We start from the raw sequence: 15,943 nt of genomic DNA on the forward strand, positions 1-15,943 counted from the left end.
GTACCCAGAAGCCTTCGATCTGGGTATGTTCCTGGCCGTCAGGGCAGCCACCCGAGTCCTCGAGGAGTCGAGACCCGTGTCGGAAAACAAAGATCAGAAGTTCGTCTACGACTTCACCGAGGGCAACCGGGACCTCAAGGACCTTCTCGGCGGCAAGGGAGCCAACCTCGCCGAGATGACCAACCTTGGTCTCCCCGTGCCCCCCGGCTTCACCATCACCACCGAGGCCTGCAAGGTCTACCTGGAGAGCGGCTCGGCCCCGGCCGAGCTGCGCGACGAGGTCGGCGCGCACCTCGCCGCCCTCGAGGCGAAGATGGGCAAGAAGCTCGGTCAGTCGGACGACCCGCTGCTGGTCTCCGTCCGCTCCGGAGCCAAGTTCTCCATGCCGGGCATGATGGACACGGTCCTCAACATCGGCCTCTCCGACGAGTCCGTCACCGGCCTCGCCGCCCAGGCGGGCAACGAGCGCTTCGCGTGGGACTCGTACCGCCGTCTCATCCAGATGTTCGGCAAGACCGTCCTCGGCGTCGAGGGCGAGCTCTTCGAGGACGCCCTCGACGAGGCCAAGGCCGCCAAGAAGGTCACCGTCGACACCGACCTCGACGCCGCCGACCTCAAGAAGCTGGTCAAGGCCTTCAAGAAGATCGTCTCGAAGGAGGCCGGCCGCGAGTTCCCGCAGGACGCCCGCGAGCAGCTCGACCTCGCCGTCGAGGCCGTCTTCAACTCCTGGAACACCGACCGCGCCAAGCTCTACCGCCGCCAGGAGCGCATCCCGAGCGACCTGGGCACCGCGGTCAACATCTGCTCGATGGTCTTCGGCAACCTCGGCCCCGACTCCGGCACCGGCGTCGCCTTCACCCGTGACCCGGCCAGCGGCCACGCGGGCGTCTACGGCGACTACCTGCAGAACGCCCAGGGCGAGGACGTCGTCGCGGGCATCCGCAACACCGTTCCGCTCGCGGACCTGGAGGCCATCGACAAGGCCTCGTACGACCAGCTCATGGCGATCATGACGAAGCTGGAGACCCACTACAAGGACCTCTGCGACATCGAGTTCACCATCGAGCGCGGTCAGCTGTGGATGCTCCAGACCCGTGTCGGCAAGCGCACCGCCGGCGCCGCGTTCCGCATCGCCACCCAGCTCGTGGACCAGGGCCTGATCGACGAGGCCGAGGCGCTGCAGCGCGTCACCGGCCACCAGCTGGCCCAGCTGATGTTCCCGCGCTTCGACGAGGACGCGAAGACCACCCTGCTGGGCCGCGGTATCGCCGCCTCCCCGGGTGCGGCGGTCGGCAAGGCCGTCTTCGACTCGTACACGGCCGTCAAGTGGTCCCGTTCCGGCGAGAAGGTCATCCTGATCCGCCGCGAGACCAACCCCGACGACCTCGACGGCATGATCGCCTCCGAGGGCATCCTGACCTCGCGCGGCGGCAAGACCTCGCACGCCGCCGTCGTCGCCCGCGGCATGGGCAAGACCTGCGTCTGCGGCGCCGAGGAGCTCGACGTCGACACCAAGCGCCGCCGGATGACGGTCGGCGAGACGGTCATCGAAGAGGGCGACGTCGTCTCCATCGACGGCTCCACCGGCAAGGTCTACCTCGGTGAGGTACCCGTCGTACCGTCCCCGGTCGTCGAGTACTTCGAGGGCCGCATGCACGCCGGCGCCGACGACGCCGACGAGCTGGTCGCCGCCGTGCACCGGATCATGGCCTACGCGGACCGCGTGCGCCGCCTGCGGGTGCGCGCCAACGCCGACAACGCCGAGGACGCGCTGCGCGCCCGCCGCTTCGGCGCCCAGGGCATCGGCCTGTGCCGCACCGAGCACATGTTCCTCGGCGAGCGCCGCGAGATGGTCGAGCGCCTGATCCTCGCGGACACCGACGAGGAGCGCGAGGGCGCCCTGTCGGCCCTGCTGCCGCTGCAGAAGAAGGACTTCACCGAGCTGTTCGAGGCGATGGACGGCCTGCCCGTCACCGTCCGGCTGCTCGACCCGCCGCTGCACGAGTTCCTGCCCGACATCACCGAGCTGTCGGTCCGCGTCGCCCTCGCCGAGTCCCGCAAGGACGCCAACGAGAACGACCTGCGCCTGCTCCAGGCCGTGCACAAGCTGCACGAGCAGAACCCGATGCTGGGTCTGCGCGGCGTCCGCCTCGGCCTGGTCATCCCCGGTCTGTTCGCCATGCAGGTCCGGGCGATCGCCGAGGCCGCGGCCGAGCGCAAGAACGCCAAGGGCGACCCGCGCGTCGAGATCATGATCCCGCTCGTGGGCACCGTCCAGGAGCTGGAGATCGTCCGCGACGAGGCCGACGGGGTCATCGCAGAGGTCGAGGCCGCCACCGGCACCAGCCTCAAGCTCTCGATCGGCACGATGATCGAGCTGCCGCGCGCCGCCCTGACCGCCGGCCAGATCGCCGAGGCCGCGCAGTTCTTCTCCTTCGGCACGAACGACCTGACCCAGACGGTGTGGGGCTTCTCCCGGGACGACGTCGAGGCCAGCTTCTTCACCGCCTACCTGGAGAAGGGCATCTTCGGGGTCTCGCCCTTCGAGACCATCGACAAGGACGGCGTCGGCTCGCTCGTGCGCCACGCGGTCGAGCAGGGCCGGGCCACCCGTCCCGACCTCAAGCTCGGCGTCTGCGGTGAGCACGGCGGCGACCCGGAGTCGGTGCACTTCTTCCACGAGGTGGGCCTCGACTACGTCTCCTGCTCGCCCTTCCGGATCCCGGTGGCGCGCCTGGAGGCCGGCCGTGCGGCCGCCGAGGCGAAGGGCTCCGACAGCCGCTGAGCCCCGCCGGGAGCGGCCGTGGCCGCTCCCCCCTGACCGCGCCTGTCCCCGGTTGCCTGACCTCCGGGGGCAGGCGCGCCTTCATTTCGAAGGCGGCGGCGAAGCCGGGTATCGCCGCATATTCAACGAAGTCTTTACGGCGCCAGGCGGTGGACGGATCCCCACCCGTCCACCGCCTGCCGCCTATCCGCCAGGCACGTCGGCGCTTCCCTGTGCGACCGACCGCCAGGCCCCGCAAAGCCCCCCACGGCCTTCACGGAGCGTTTCGGTCGCACCGGAGTGTGCCTGGCGGAGTACAGGATTTCGCTTGTCACGCCCCTGCCGAAAGGGGTTTCAACTGTGGCCGAAAGGGCGTGGTGACCACGTGTGACGGCATGCATACTCATAGGGCGGGGGGATTGCGGTTGCACAGCTGGGGGTTCGGTGCTTCGTATCCATTTCACTGGAGTGGACCTGGCACGCGTACGGATGGCAGGACGTCCCGATGCGTTGTGGGAAACGATTCTGAGTTTTCACCGCTTAAGAGACCGGCGTGATGCCCGGTTGTTCGGTGAATGGCGTACGGAAACCCGTAGCCGGTTGAATGGTGAAACAAGGCTGCTGGGTGCGCTCATACCCGCGCGCGGCTATTTCCCGGATTTCCTGACCCCCGCCGAGGGGCAGTACGGATGGGACGTGGGCCTAGACGCCCTGCGCGCGCTCCGGCCCGAACGGCTGCGGCGCGAGCTGTCGCTCGTGGGCGCGGGCGCCGGGACGGGCTTCGGGGCGGCCTTCGGGACCCCCGCGCCGGCCCGGCTGCGGGAGTTCATCGACGGCGGCACCAAACACCTGCCCCGGCTCCTGGGCGAGCTGCGGGGCTACCACCGCGCGGCCGTGGAGCCGTACTGGACCCACATCCAGGCCCAGATAGAGGCGGAGCGGGCGGCGCGCGGCCGGGCGCTGCTGGACGGCGGCGCGGACGAGCTGCTCGCCTCGCTGCCGCCGATGCTGCGCTGGCGGGCCCCGGTGCTGGAGTGCGAGTACCCGGTGGACCGGGACGTACGGCTGCGGGGGCGCGGGCTGCTGCTCCAGCCGTCCTTCTTCTGCCGGCGCACGGCGGTGACCCTGCACGACCCGGAGCTGCCGCCCGTGCTCGTCTACCCGGCCGCGGCCCAGCTGGCCTCCTCGACGGCCGGCGGCGAGGCCGCCCGGCCCGCGGAGGAACAGCGTCAGCGGACCCTGGGCAAGCTGGTGGGCCACACGCGTTCCGTGGTGCTGCGGGCCATCGGCGACGGGGCCACCACCAGCGAACTGGCCCGCCGGGCCGGGGTCTCCCTGGCGTCGGCGAGCCAGCACGCCTGCGTGATGCGCGAGGCCGGCCTGGTGACCACCCTCCGCCACGGCAACGCCGTCCTGCACACCGTCACCCCCCTGGGCGCGGCCCTCCTCAAGGGGGGCGCCGTGGTGTCCTGATCCGGTGCGCACGGCTCTGACCTGCGGTTTCGTGGCGCTGCAAAGAAACTTCGAAAAAGTTTCCCGCGGAGCGATGAGTTCGCCGGGGGGCCACGGTCTACCTCTCGAAAGCACCACACGAGAGAAGAGAGAGACCGAGATGGCCACCATGATCTTCGTCAACCTGCCCGTCAAGGACCTGGAGGCGACCAAGGCCTTCTGGAGCGCGCTCGGTTACTCCTTCAACGCGCAGTTCACCGACGAGAACTGCGCGTCCATGCCCATCACCGAGAGCATCGTCGCGATGTTCCTCACCGAGGCCCGCTACAAGGACTTCACCCACAAGGCCATCGCCGACGCCACCACCACCTCCGAGGTGCTGCTCTGCCTGAGCGCCGAGAGCCGCACCGCGGTCGACGCGCTGGTCGACGGGGCCCTGGCGGCCGGGGCCACCGAGCCCCGGCCCGCCCAGGACCACGGCGTCATGTACGGCCGGGCCTTCGACGACCTCGACGGCCACACCTGGGAGATCATGTGGATGGACCCCTCGATGGTCCAGGGCTGACCTGCGCTACGAGGCCGCGGCGGTCCGCACCGGATACGTCCGGACCGCCACCTCCTCGTCGTCCAGGCAGCGCCCCGACTCCAGGTCGAAGCGCTGCTTGAGCAGCGGCGAGGCCACGAACGGCCGGCCCGCCGCCCACCCCAGGAGCCCGCGCGACAGGACGTGCGCGCCGGTGAAGGGGTCCTGGTTGCCGATCGCGTACGGGCGCCCGGCGCGGTCGAGGAACACGGCGGCCTGGCTCCCGTCCGGCAACAGGGCGGCGACCCCCCGCCCCGGGGTGAGCGAGGACAGCTCGCACACCGTCAGCCAGCCTTCCGCCACCCGCAGTTCTACGCTCATCGGACGGGACCTCCCACGGTCAGGACGGCCAGGTCGGGCTTGACCTGGTCGCGTTCGGGCACGAACTTCACGGTCGGGTCGGGGGCGCCGGGGGCGTTGACGAAGGACACGAACCGGCGCATCCGCTCCGGGTCCCGGAGGGTCTCGGCCCACTCGTCGCGGTAGTGCGCGACGTGGTCGGCCATCAGCGCCTCCAGTTCCGCGCACAGTCCGAGCGAGTCGTGCACGATCACGTCCCGCAGGTGGTCCAGGCCCCCCTCCAGCCGGTCCAGCCAGGTCGACGTGCGCTCCAGCCGGTCCGCGGTGCGGATGTAGAACATCAGGAACCTGTCGATGAGCCGGACCAGTTCGGCGTCCGACAGGTCCTGCGCCAGGAGGTCGGCGTGGCGCGGGACGGCCCCGCCGTTGCCGCCGACGTAGAGGTTCCAGCCGTTCGCCGTGGCGATGATCCCGAAGTCCTTGCTCTGGGCCTCGGCGCACTCGCGGGTGCAGCCCGAGACCGCCGACTTCAGCTTGTGCGGGGCGCGCAGGCCCCGGTAGCGCAGCTCCAGGTCGATGGCCATGCGGACGCTGTCCTGGACCCCGTAGCGGCACCAGGTCTGCCCCACGCAGGACTTCACCGTCCGCAGGGCCTTGCCGTAGGCGTGGCCGGATTCGAATCCTGCGTCGACCAGGCGCGCCCAGATGCGGGGGAGCTGGTCCACGCTCGCGCCGAAGAGGTCGATGCGCTGGCCGCCGGTGATCTTCGTATAGAGGCCGAAGTCGCGGGCCACCTCGCCGATCACGATCAGCTTGTCCGGCGTGATCTCCCCGCCGGGGATGCGCGGGACGACCGAGTAGGAGCCGTTGCGCTGCAGGTTCGCGAGGAAGTGGTCGTTGGTGTCCTGGAGGGCGGCCTGCTCCCCGTCCAGGACGTAGCCGCTCGCGCCCAGGGTGGGGGCGAGGGAGGCGATGACCGAGCCGACGGCCGGCTTGCACACCTCGCAGCCCTCCCCGCCCCGGGCCTCCTCGCGGCCGTGACCGTCGAGGATCTCCCGGTACGAGGTGAGGCGACGGGTGCGGACGATCTCGTAGAGCTCGGCGCGGGTGTACGGGAAGCAGCCGCACAGCCCCTTGTCGGCGGCGGCCGGCAGCAGCTGGCCGATCACCTTCAGGCAGCCGCCGCAGCCCGTGCCGGCCTTGGTGCACTTCTTGACCTCGGGCAGGGTCGCGCAGGCGGTGATCGCCTTCTTGGTGACGTTGTGGCAGGAGCAGATCACCGCGGTGTCCGGGAGCGCGGCCGGGCCCAGCTGGGTGGCGGGGCCGAGCCCGGCGGGCAGGACCAGCTGCTCCGGGGCGACGGGCGGGACGCTGCCGGTGAGCGGGCGCAGCAGCCCGTACGCGTCGGCGTCGCCGACCAGCACCCCGCCGAGCAGGACCCCGTCCGCGGAGACGACGAGCTTCTTGTAGACGCCGCTGCGCGAGTCGGACCAGACCACGTCCAGGCTGTCGGGGGAGGTGCCGTGCGCGTCGCCGAAGGAGGCCACGTCCACGCCGAGCAGCTTCAGCTTGGTGGACAGGTCGGCCCCGGTGAACTCCCGTTCGCGCCCGAGCAGGTCCTCGGCGGCCGTCTCGGCCATTTCGTAGCCCGGTGCGACCAGGCCGTACACCCGGCCGTCGCAGGCCAGGGCGCACTCGCCGATGGCGTAGATCCGCGGGTCGGAGGTGCGGCAGCGGGAGTCGACGGCGATCCCGCCGCGTTCGCCGACGTCCAGGCCGCTGTCGCGGGCGAGCCCGTCGCGGGGACGGACCCCGGCGGAGAAGACGACGAGCTCCGTGTCGACGGTGGAGCCGTCGGAGAGCCGCATCCCCGTGACCGCGCCGTCCTCGCCCGTCAGCACCTCCTGGGTGCCGACGCCGGTGTGCACGGTCAGTCCCATGGATTCGATGGTCCGCAGCAGGGCGGCGCCACCGCCCTCGTCCACCTGGACGGGCATCAGCCGGGGCGCGAACTCCACGACGCGGGTGGCGAGTCCGAGGCCCTTGAGCGCCCCGGCCGCCTCCAGGCCGAGCAGGCCGCCGCCGACGACGGCGCCGGCGGTGCGCGTCCTGGCGTACTCCTCGATCGCGAGGAGGTCCTCGATCGTGCGGTACACGAAGCAGCCCGGGGCGTCCTTGCCGGGGACGGGCGGCACGAAGGGGAAGCTGCCGGTCGCCAGGACCAGGACGTCGTACGGGAACACGTGCCCGGAGCGCGAGGTGACGGTGCGCGCGTCCCGGTCGATGCTCTCGGCGGGGTCGTCGAGGTGCAGCGCGATGCCGTGCCGCTCCATGAACCCGTCCGGGACGAGGGACAGGTCCTCGGGGGTGCTGCCGGAGAAGTACGAGGTCAGGTGTACGCGGTCGTAGGCGGGCCGGGGCTCCTCGCAGAGCACGGTGATCCGGTGCGTGGCGGTGGCGCCGCGTTCGGCGAGGGCCTCCAGGTAGCGCTGGCCGACCATGCCGTGGCCGATCAGCACGATCGCGGGCAGGGGCTCGGTCATGTCAGTGGCCTCCGTCGTCGGTGAGCAGGTGGAACAGGTCGTCCAGTGATTCGTCGCCCTCCCAGCTGCGGGCGAGGGCGCCCACGGTGGAGAGCTCGCCCAGCAGCACCCCGCCGACGAGCCGGTCGCCGCGGACGACGACCTTGCGGTAGGTGCGGCGGGTGGCGTCGGCGAGACGGACCACGTCGTCGCCGGGGAGCGGGGTCGGCTCGCCGAAGGCGGCGAGGTCGAAGGGGCCGGTGCCTGCGGCGCTCAGGGTGAGGCGGGTCAGGGCGCGGGTCCCGGTGTAGCCGGCCGCGCGGTCGCCGGCGGGCCCGCGGCCGGTGGCGTCCGCGCCCGTCAGGACCGCCGCCAGGGCGTCGGCCTGTTCCAGGGCGGGGCCCGCCAGGCCGTACACCCGGCCGGCGTGCTCGGCGCAGTCCCCGATGGCGTGGACGCGGGGGTCGCCGGTGCGCAGCCGGTCGTCGACCACCACGCCCTTGCGGACCTCCAGCCCGGCGGCGCGGGCGAGTCCGGTACGGGGGCGCACGCCGCAGGCGAGCACGACGAGGTCGGCGTCGAGGCGGTAGCCGTCGGCGAGTTCGACTCCGGTGACCCGGCGGGCGGCGTGGCCCGGCCGGGCGGCGGGGGTGCCGGGGGCGGTGGTGGCGGCGGTGGTCAGGCCGCGGACGCGGCAGCGCGTGTGGATCTCGACGCCGAGGGTGGTCAGGTGTGCGTGCAGCAGCGCGGAGGCGTCCGCGTCCAGTTGGCGCTCCATCAGGCGCTCCGCCTGCTGCGCCAGGACCACCTGCGCGCCCCGGGCGGCCAGCGCGCGGGCGGCGGAGACGCCCAGGAGCCCGCCGCCGATCACCACCGCGCGCAGGTCCGGCCGTACGGCGGCGGCCAGGGCCAGGCAGTCGTCCATCGTGCGGAACGCGTGTACCCCGTCCGGGAGTTCCCGCCCGCCCGGGGTGAACAGCCCGCGCAGCGGCGGCAGCACCGGGTTCGAGCCGGTGGCCAGCACCAGCGTGTCGTACGTCTCCACGCTGCCGTCGTCGCAGTGCACCCGCCGCTCGGCGCGGTCGACGCGCACGGCCCGCACCCCGCGGCGCAGCACGGGACCGGGGTCCGGGAGGGCGGTCACCGCGGGGGCGTACCGGCCCGCCAGGACCTCGGCGAGCAGGACCCGGTTGTAGGGGGCGTGGGTCTCCTCGCCGAGGACGCTCACCTCCGCGGCCGGGCCCAGCCGCGCGGCGAGCCGCAGGCCCGCCAGGCCGCCGCCGATCACCACCACACGCTGTTGCGAGGTCATGGCACGAGCGTGCGGGCTCGCTGTTTCCCTGCCGCATCACCTCTGTTACCCGGGCGGAACGCCGACCTCAGCGCCCGGATTAAGGGCCGGTGAGGCCTTCCTCAAGGCGCCCTTAAGGACCACCGGGAGGGCTGCGGAGGCCCTTAGCGTGGGCGCCATGCGAGATGTGGCGGTGCGGGTCAAGGGCGGGATGCTGGGCGGCGCGGGGCTGGTGGTCCTGCTCTGGGCCGCCCAGGTGCGGCCCTCGGCCCGGCTCGACGCGCTCTTCGCCACCGCCGCGCACCTGACCGGGCTGCTCGCCGGGTACGGGATCCTCGTGCTGCTGTTCCTGATGGCCCGGGTGCCCGCCGTGGAGCACGGCGTCGGCGGCGACCGGCTCGCCCGCTGGCACGCGCTGGGCGGCCGCCACGTGCTCCTCCTCTGCTTCGGGCACGGGCTCCTGGCCCTGCTCGGCTACGCCGTGCACGAGGGGGTGGACGTGCTCTCCGCCGGCCGGGGGCTGCTCGGCTACCCCGCGCTCGCGGCCGCCGCGGCCGGGACCGGTCTCCTGGCCGCGGTCGGGGCGACCTCCGCCCGCGCCGTACGCCGCCGCCTCGCGCACGAAACCTGGCGCGGGGTGCACCTGGTCGTGTACCTCGCCGCCGCCCTGGCCTTCGGGCACCAGCTCGCCGGGCCCGATCTGGCGGTGGCCGCCTGGTTCTGGGCCCTGGCCCACGCCCTCGTCGGCGTGTTGCTGGTCTGGTACCGGGCCGTGGTGCCCGTACGGCAGGCCCTCCGGCACGCGCTGCGCGTCGCCGAGGTGCGCGCGGAGGGCCCCGGGGTGGTCTCCGTCGTCGTGCACGGGCGGGACCTCGCGGAGCTGCGGGCCGAGCCCGGACAGTTCCTGCGCTGGCGGTTCCTGCGGCGGGGGCTCTGGTACACGGCGCTGCCCTTCTCGCTGTCCGCGCCGGTCAGCGGCGCCACCCTGCGGATCACCGTCAAGGGGCTCGGCGGGCACTCGCGGCGGATCCGCCGGCTGCGTCCCGGTACGCGGGTCGTCGCCACGGGGCCGTTCGGGGCGCTCACCGCCGCCCGGCGGACGCGGCCCAAGGTGCTGCTGATCGCGGGCGGGGTCGGGATCACCCCGATGCGGGCCCTGTTCGAGACGCTGCCCGGCGGGCCGGGCGACATCACCCTGCTCTACCGGGCCGGGGCCGAGGAGCAGCTCGTGCTGCGGGACGAGCTGGAGGCCATCGCGGCCGGGCGGCGGGCCGGGCTGCACTACCTGCTCGGACCGTCCGACGGCCCCTACGACCCCCTGGCCCCGCGGGCGCTGACCGCGCTCGTCCCGGACCTGGCGGAGCACGACGTGTACCTGTGCGGGCCGCCCGCGATGGCGGAGGCGACACGCGCGGCGCTGCTGCGTGCGGGGGTGCCGGCCGGGCGCGTCCACAGCGAGTGCTTCAGCTTCTGACCCGGCCGCGGACGGCCCCCGGCTTCCCCTTGCTCGCCCTTGCTGCCCGCCACCCGGCTTCCCCCGGCCGCCCGCCCCGCGTCTTCGATCCGCTTCCGAGAGGTCCCCCGCACCATGCGCCACCCCCTGCACGTCGCCGTGCCCGTGTCCCCGCCGGACGCCGCCGCGCCGCGCGCCGCCGCCCGGCACCGCAAGCCGCGCCGGGACTCCGTCCTGCGGGCCGGGACGGCCGGGCTGGTCCGCGTACCGCCCGCGCGGCGGCTCGCGGCGGGGCTGGGGCTGGCCGGCGTACTGGCCGCGACCGCGCTGACGGCATGGGTGGAACCTGCTGCTCCGGTGGCCCCGGACCGGGTGCCGGCCGGGCGAAGCTCAACCTTTGCGCAAGTTTCCCGGGATTGATGGATGGTGCATGGAACCTGTCCCTAGGGTCGGGTCCGTGCCTGACATATCAATCACCATGATCATCGTGCTGTGCGTGGCCGCAGCCGCCGCCGGCTGGATCGACGCGGTGGTGGGCGGCGGCGGACTGCTGCTCCTGCCCGCCCTGCTGCTCGGCCTGCCGCACGCCCACCCCGCCACCGTGCTCGGCACCAACAAGGCGGTGGCCATCGTCGGCACCACCGGAGCGGCCGTCACCTACGCGCGCAAGGCCCCGGTCGACGTGAAGCTCGCCGTCCGGATCGGTCTGGCCGCCCTCGCGGGATCGATGGGAGGCGCGGCCCTCGCGGGCGGGATCAGCAAGGACGCGCTGCGCCCGCTGATCATGGGGGTGCTCGTGGTGGTGGCCGCCGTGGTGATCTTCAAGCCCGGTTTCGGCGCCGCCCCCTCCGCCGCGCCCGTCTCCCGGCAGCGGGTGCTGCTCGCGATCGGCCTGGCCGGCCTGGGCATCGGCTTCTACGACGGCCTCATCGGGCCCGGTACCGGCACCTTCCTGGTGCTGGCCCTCACCGCCCTGCTCCACCTCGACCTGGTCACCGCCTCCGCCACCGCCAAGATCGTCAATGTGTGCACCAACGCGGGGGCGCTCGCGATGTTCGCGTACCAGGGGATGGTGCTGTGGCAGCTGGCCGCCCTGATGGCGGTCTTCAACCTGGCCGGGGGGATGATCGGCGCCGGGATGGCGCTCAAGAAGGGCAGCGGTTTCGTCCGCGGCGTCCTGCTGACGGTGGTGGGCGCGCTGGTGATCAAGCTGGGTCTCGAACAGTGGGGGTGACCGGGGTGACCGGGGTGGCCGGCGGGGGTCAGTACGTCCCGGTGAGGTGCGCGAAGACCACCACGTTGCCCTGGTAGCCGGTGCGCGGCGAGAAATCGCCGCCGCAGGTGATCACCCGCAGCTCCGCGCGCGGCGAGGGGCCGTAGACGCGCGCGTCCGGGAACGCCTTGGCGTCGTAGACCTCGACCGCGTGGACCGTGAAGACGGCCGTGCGTCCGTCCGCGCGGGCGACCTCGATCACGGCTCCCCGGCGCAGCGCGCCCAGGTGGTAGAAGACGGCCGGGCCGCTGGCGTCGTCGACGTGGCCCGCGATGAGGGCCGTGCCCGTCGCGCCGGGAGTGGTCCCGTCCCGGTACCAGCCCGCGAGGTCGCGGCGGGTCGGCGGGGGCACTTCGAGACCGCCGTCGCGGTCGAGGCCGAGCCCGGTCAGCGGGGCGTCGACGCGGATGGACGGGATCCGGATCCGGGTGGGCGGGGAGCCGGTGAGCGGGGCGATGGCCCCCGGGTAGCGGTCCTGCGTGCTCAGCGCCTCGGCGGGGGAGGGCAGCGGGGGCCCGACGGGCTCACGGGAGCCGCTGGTCACGAGCCAGATGCCGATGCAGGCGGCGACCGCGACCAGCCCGGCGGGACCGCGCCGTCCGGTCGGACCCCGGCCGGCCGCGAGGCGCCCGCGCGGGCGCCGGAAGCCGCCGTGCATGCCTACCCCCTCGTCGTGCCGTTCCGTTCCGTGGGTTGCCGTTCGGAGGACTGGCCGTCGCCCGGCCCCGCGAACGGGGGGGACCTCGCGGGGCGGGCGACGGGGGGCGGTACCGGTCGGACCGCGGCCGGGGCCGCGGTGGGCGCCCGTCAGCTCCGCGTGCCGCTCGCCCGGCGACGCAGGAGCCAGGTACCGCCGACGGCGGCCGCGGCCAGGGCGACCGCTCCCGCCGTGATCTTGGCGGGGTCGGTGGTGGTGGTCGTGCCACCGCCCACCCCGGTGTGCACGTGGCCCTGCGGGCCGTGCTCGGTGACGACCAGGTCACCGGTGGCGAACTTGCCGTTCGCGCAGGTCGCGCCGATGCCGTAGGTGCCCGGCCGGAGGCCGTGGTCGACCCGGAACTGTCCCTCGACCACTTCCTTGTGCGTGCCGGGGACCAGCTTGAAACGCCCTCCGCCGACGGTGCTGGCGTCTCCCTCGGCGAGGCTGCCCGAGCCGCAGGCCTTGGTGTTCACGGTGACCGTGGCGCCCGGGGTGGCGGACTTCGGCCAGACCTCCAGCACGGCGAAGTCCCCGGGTGCGAATCCGGCCATGCCGAGGTCCGCGGCGGCCACCGCTCCGGCGACCGGGCCGGCGAAGGCGACGGCGGTCAGCGCGGTGGCGGTGAGCACGTGGGCGGTGCTGCGGCGCATGGGTACTCCTGGGGACACGGGGTCGTGTTCCGAGGAAAACCGGCCGGTCCGGCGCGCGCCTGCTGAAGCATCGTCAGATTTCGCGCGAGGTGACCCGCGGGACGGGATCCGTGCACGTCAGACCCCCTGGAAGGGCATCAGGGTGCCCCCACCCCGTCCGGGTGACGGGCCCCTTCCTCAGGCCCGCGGAAGGGTCACCGTGGCTGCCGCGCCCGAGGGGTCCGGGTTCGACAGGGTCACGGCGGCGCCGATCACCTGGGCCTGGCCGAAGGCGATGGTCAGGCCGAGCCCCGTGCCCTGGCCGCGCTCCGCCGCACCCGTCTTGAACCGCTGCGGGCCCTCCCGCAGCAGGCTCTCGGGGAAGCCCGGCCCGTGGTCCCGTACGGTCACCGAGGCCCCGGACACCGTCACCGTGATCGGGCCGGCCCCGTGCCGACGGGCGTTGAGCAGCAGGTTCGTCAGGATCCGCTCCAGGCGCCGGGCGTCCGTCCGCACCAGCGCGCCGGCGCCCGCACGGCCGTCCGTCCGGCGGCCCGTCCCCTCGTCCGTGCGGCCGTACGTCCGGTCCCGCGCACACCCGGCCGGCCGCTCGTCGGGCGCGCAGTTCCGCCGCTCGTCGGGCCCGCCGTCCGGCCGCCCGTCCGGCCCGCCGCCCGCCGCGCCGGCCCGTACGTCCTCCGTGCCCGACAGCCGTGCGCTCACGCCCGAGCGCCGCGTGATCGAGGCGACCAGCGGCCCCAGCCGGTGCTCCTCCAGCTGCGCCTCCTCCCGGTTCGCGTCGAGCCGGGCCACCTCCAGCAGGTCCTCCGTCAGCGTGCGCAGCGCTCCCACCCGGTCGCGCACCAGCTCCGTCGGCCGTCCGGGAGGCAGCAGCTCGGCCGCCGTGTGCAGCCCCGTCAGCGGGGTGCGCAGTTCGTGCGCCACGTCCGCCGTGAACCGCTGCTCGGCCTCCAGTCGCTGCTGCAGGCTCGCCGCCATCGTGTCGACCGCCGAGGACAGCTCGGCGACCTCGTCGCGGCTCCCCGGGACCCCCGAGGCCCCGATCCGCGCGTCCAGGTCGCCCGCGCTGATCCGCCGGGCCGTCTCCGCGGCCGACCGCAGGTCCTTGCTGAGCCGGCTGGCCAGCAGCGCCCCGCCCACCGCGGAGAGCGCCACCACGCCGGTCCCGGACGCGATCAGCTGCCCGTCCAGCTCCGCCAGTTCGGCCTGCTCGGCGGTGAGCGCCTGCCGCACCGTCAGCACCCGGCCGCCGCCCACCGGCCGCGCCGCCCACACCGCCGGGTGCGGTCCGGACAGGTCGAGATAGGTGCTCCGCCGTCCGGCCAGGGCGGCCTCGCGCAGCGGCGCCGGCATGCCGGGGCAGTCGATCCGGGCGTGGGCCTCCCCGACCTTGTCGAAGTCGAGCCGGCCGGTGAGTTCGTAGACCTGCCGTACGCGGACCAGCTGCTCGGTGGCGCTCTTGCGGGCCGCGTCGGCCACCTGGCGCACCCGTGCCTGGTGGATCAGGACGCCGATGGTGACCGCGACCAGCGAGCAGCCGACGGCCAGCAGCACGGCGATCTTCCAGCGCAGTCCCAGGGCCCGCAGCGGCCGCCGGCCGCGGGCCGGCAGGACCCTCACCGCGGGGCCGGCCCGTCCGTGCCGGCGCGTTCCGAGGGACCGGGGGACCCGGGGCCGCGGCTCGGGCAGGACGTGTTGAAGTGCCGTTCGTCGCTGACCACCGTCATCCGTTCGCCGTCCCAGCGGTAGCGGACGGCCTGCTCGGATCCGTCGTCGGCGGCGATCCGGACCAGCAGGTCCGGGCCCAGGGACTCGACGGCCATCCGCCGCCCGACGGTGAAGAGGATGGGGACGATCCGCTCGCCCCGGGCGGTGTAGACGCTGAGGGCGGTCCGCCCGCTCTCGGTGTCGGTGGCGACGAGGAGGTCCTGCTTCCCGTCCCCGGTCACGTCGAGGTGGACGGCCGGGCGGACCCCGGCCCGCCCGGGAGCGTCGATCCTCCCCTTGCCCAAGAACGGCTTCATCCGCTTGTCCGCCCGTACGACGTCCAGCTCGTTCACCGCCGCGAGGCCCTCAGGACCCACCTCGGGCGCGCCCGCCAGCGGCGTCGGGGGCGGCTGCCGGGTCCCCGTCTCGACCCCCGCGGCCCTGGGCGAGTCGTCGGCCCAGGCCGGCCAGAGCGTCCGCGGCAGCGGCTGGAGGGAGACGGCAGCGACGGGCTCGCCGACGGCCAGTCCGCCGGGTGCGGCGCACCCGCCCAGGGCCAGCGCGGTGGCGGACAGCAGCAGGGCGGCGGTGGTGCGGCGGGGTGATCGCGTCATGGGGAGGGAACCGTCGGGGTGGGGAGGGGGGCGGCTTCCGACCGTAGTCGGCGACCGTCACGGGGGCCGGGAGAACGTGTAACAGCGGGGCGTACGGTGGTGGTCCGCGCGCAGGTCGGGACCTTCGGCCCGGAGCGCGGACTGCCCAGTGTGAGCCGAGGGAGGGCCCTGTGACATCGGTCGATCGGCCGCAATCCGGCGTACTGCCGTTCTTCGTGTACGGGACGCTACGGCCGGGGGAGGTCAACCACGCCCTGTTCCTGCGGGGCCGGACGGCGGCCGAGGAACCCGCCCGGCTGCCGGACGCGGCGCTCTACGAGGGGCCCGGCTACCCGTACGCCGTCGAGCGGCCTGGCTCCGCCATCGCCGGGGAGCTGATCACCCCGGCGCCCGGCGCGTACGGGGAACTGCTGGCCGCGCTGGACCTGCTGGAGGAGTACGCGGGCCCGGACCGCCCGGGGAACGTCTACGACCGGGTCGCCCGCGCGGCCGTCCGCCCCGACGGCACCCGCGTCCGCGCCTGGGTCTACCTGGCGGCGGCCCCGCTGGCCCGGCGCCTCGCCGCATCGGGCACCGAGATCCCGGGCGGCGACTGGCTCCGCCGCGGCGACCGGGTGTAGCAGCCGGGACGGCC

General features: G+C 73.9%; 14 protein-coding genes. 7 read left to right on the forward strand and 7 right to left on the reverse strand.

From position 1 onward, the window contains the following. Positions 1 to 76 precede the first annotated feature (76 nt). The 3 genes from ppdK to OG295_RS23330 all read left to right on the forward strand — a co-directional run bounded on the left by ppdK (position 77) and on the right by OG295_RS23330 (position 4,781). Entirely contained in the window at positions 77 to 2,785 is a 2,709-nt protein-coding gene (gene ppdK, locus OG295_RS23320) for a pyruvate, phosphate dikinase (protein ID WP_266838908.1), read from the forward strand. A 423-nt stretch (positions 2,786 to 3,208) separates the two neighbouring features. Continuing rightward, on the forward strand, positions 3,209 to 4,237 hold the full coding sequence (locus OG295_RS23325) for an ArsR/SmtB family transcription factor (protein ID WP_371678621.1): 1,029 nt from the start codon (positions 3,209 to 3,211) through the stop codon (positions 4,235 to 4,237). 139 nt (positions 4,238 to 4,376) lie between these two features. Continuing rightward, positions 4,377 to 4,781 carry a VOC family protein gene (locus tag OG295_RS23330; RefSeq protein ID WP_266838906.1) on the forward strand — a complete coding sequence of 135 codons (405 nt, stop codon included), beginning with the start codon at positions 4,377 to 4,379 and terminating at the stop codon, positions 4,779 to 4,781. Positions 4,782 to 4,787: 6 nt separating this feature from the next. On the opposite strand, the gene nirD is transcribed toward OG295_RS23330, so the two are convergent. Genes nirD through OG295_RS23345 form a run of 3 tightly spaced genes read right to left on the reverse strand, consistent with a single transcriptional unit; the run spans position 4,788 to position 8,933 of the window. Continuing rightward, entirely contained in the window at positions 4,788 to 5,120 is a 333-nt protein-coding gene (gene nirD / locus OG295_RS23335; RefSeq protein ID WP_266838905.1) for a nitrite reductase small subunit NirD, read from the reverse strand. Continuing rightward, positions 5,117 to 7,642 carry a nitrite reductase large subunit NirB gene (nirB, locus tag OG295_RS23340; RefSeq protein ID WP_371678623.1) on the reverse strand — a complete coding sequence of 842 codons (2,526 nt, stop codon included), beginning with the start codon at positions 7,640 to 7,642 and terminating at the stop codon, positions 5,117 to 5,119. The genes nirD and nirB overlap by 4 nt, the downstream gene beginning before the upstream one ends. A gap of 1 nt (position 7,643) precedes the next feature. Further along, positions 7,644 to 8,933 carry an NAD(P)/FAD-dependent oxidoreductase gene (locus OG295_RS23345; protein WP_371678624.1) on the reverse strand — a complete coding sequence of 430 codons (1,290 nt, stop codon included), beginning with the start codon at positions 8,931 to 8,933 and terminating at the stop codon, positions 7,644 to 7,646. A 157-nt stretch (positions 8,934 to 9,090) separates the two neighbouring features. Between OG295_RS23345 and OG295_RS23350 the strand changes: the two genes are divergently transcribed. The 3 genes from OG295_RS23350 (at position 9,091) to OG295_RS23360 (ending at position 11,599) form a co-directional block, all read left to right on the forward strand. Beyond that, on the forward strand, positions 9,091 to 10,386 hold the full coding sequence (locus tag OG295_RS23350; RefSeq protein ID WP_371678625.1) for a ferric reductase-like transmembrane domain-containing protein: 1,296 nt from the start codon (positions 9,091 to 9,093) through the stop codon (positions 10,384 to 10,386). Between the two features lie 114 nt (positions 10,387 to 10,500). Beyond that, complete coding sequence (locus OG295_RS23355; protein WP_371678626.1) at positions 10,501 to 10,785, forward strand: hypothetical protein; 285 nt, start codon at positions 10,501 to 10,503, stop codon at positions 10,783 to 10,785. Positions 10,786 to 10,822: 37 nt separating this feature from the next. Further along, the gene (locus OG295_RS23360) at positions 10,823 to 11,599 is read left to right on the forward strand and encodes a sulfite exporter TauE/SafE family protein (RefSeq protein ID WP_371678627.1); all 777 of its coding nucleotides are present in this window, start codon (positions 10,823 to 10,825) and stop codon (positions 11,597 to 11,599) included. A 28-nt stretch (positions 11,600 to 11,627) separates the two neighbouring features. Here OG295_RS23360 and OG295_RS23365 read toward each other — a convergent pair whose 3' ends face one another. The 4 genes from OG295_RS23365 to OG295_RS23380 form a co-directional block, all read right to left on the reverse strand. Continuing rightward, positions 11,628 to 12,296, reverse strand: a complete 669-nt coding sequence (locus OG295_RS23365; RefSeq protein WP_371678628.1) for a class F sortase — start codon at positions 12,294 to 12,296, stop codon at positions 11,628 to 11,630. 149 nt (positions 12,297 to 12,445) lie between these two features. Continuing rightward, a complete protein-coding gene (locus OG295_RS23370; protein WP_371678629.1) occupies positions 12,446 to 12,988 on the reverse strand; it encodes a hypothetical protein in 543 nt (180 codons plus the stop codon). A gap of 177 nt (positions 12,989 to 13,165) precedes the next feature. Further along, complete coding sequence (locus OG295_RS23375) at positions 13,166 to 14,608, reverse strand: ATP-binding protein (RefSeq protein WP_371678630.1); 1,443 nt, start codon at positions 14,606 to 14,608, stop codon at positions 13,166 to 13,168. Continuing rightward, entirely contained in the window at positions 14,605 to 15,309 is a 705-nt protein-coding gene (locus OG295_RS23380) for a hypothetical protein (protein WP_371678631.1), read from the reverse strand. The genes OG295_RS23375 and OG295_RS23380 overlap by 4 nt, the downstream gene beginning before the upstream one ends. 170 nt (positions 15,310 to 15,479) lie before the next feature. On the opposite strand from OG295_RS23380, the gene OG295_RS23385 reads away from it, so the two are divergent. Further along, positions 15,480 to 15,929, forward strand: a complete 450-nt coding sequence (locus OG295_RS23385; RefSeq protein WP_371678632.1) for a gamma-glutamylcyclotransferase family protein — start codon at positions 15,480 to 15,482, stop codon at positions 15,927 to 15,929. Positions 15,930 to 15,943 lie beyond the last annotated feature (14 nt).

Source organism: Streptomyces sp. NBC_01276, from assembly GCF_041435355.1.
Lineage (GTDB): Bacteria > Actinomycetota > Actinomycetes > Streptomycetales > Streptomycetaceae > Streptomyces.

What these genes read in the sequence shown, in the direction of transcription:
- OG295_RS23345 (WP_371678624.1), bottom strand. Translation starts at nt 8,933, where the DNA reads ATGACCTCGCAACAGCGTGTGGTGGTGATCGGCGGCGGCCTGGCGGGC.
- OG295_RS23365 (WP_371678628.1), bottom strand. Translation starts at nt 12,296, where the DNA reads ATGCACGGCGGCTTCCGGCGCCCGCGCGGGCGCCTCGCGGCCGGCCGG.
- nirD (WP_266838905.1), bottom strand. Translation starts at nt 5,120, where the DNA reads ATGAGCGTAGAACTGCGGGTGGCGGAAGGCTGGCTGACGGTGTGCGAG.
- nirB (WP_371678623.1), bottom strand. Translation starts at nt 7,642, where the DNA reads ATGACCGAGCCCCTGCCCGCGATCGTGCTGATCGGCCACGGCATGGTC.
- OG295_RS23370 (WP_371678629.1), bottom strand. Translation starts at nt 12,988, where the DNA reads ATGCGCCGCAGCACCGCCCACGTGCTCACCGCCACCGCGCTGACCGCC.
- OG295_RS23380 (WP_371678631.1), bottom strand. Translation starts at nt 15,309, where the DNA reads ATGACGCGATCACCCCGCCGCACCACCGCCGCCCTGCTGCTGTCCGCC.
- OG295_RS23355 (WP_371678626.1), top strand. Translation starts at nt 10,501, where the DNA reads ATGCGCCACCCCCTGCACGTCGCCGTGCCCGTGTCCCCGCCGGACGCC.
- OG295_RS23330 (WP_266838906.1), top strand. Translation starts at nt 4,377, where the DNA reads ATGGCCACCATGATCTTCGTCAACCTGCCCGTCAAGGACCTGGAGGCG.
- OG295_RS23350 (WP_371678625.1), top strand. Translation starts at nt 9,091, where the DNA reads ATGCGAGATGTGGCGGTGCGGGTCAAGGGCGGGATGCTGGGCGGCGCG.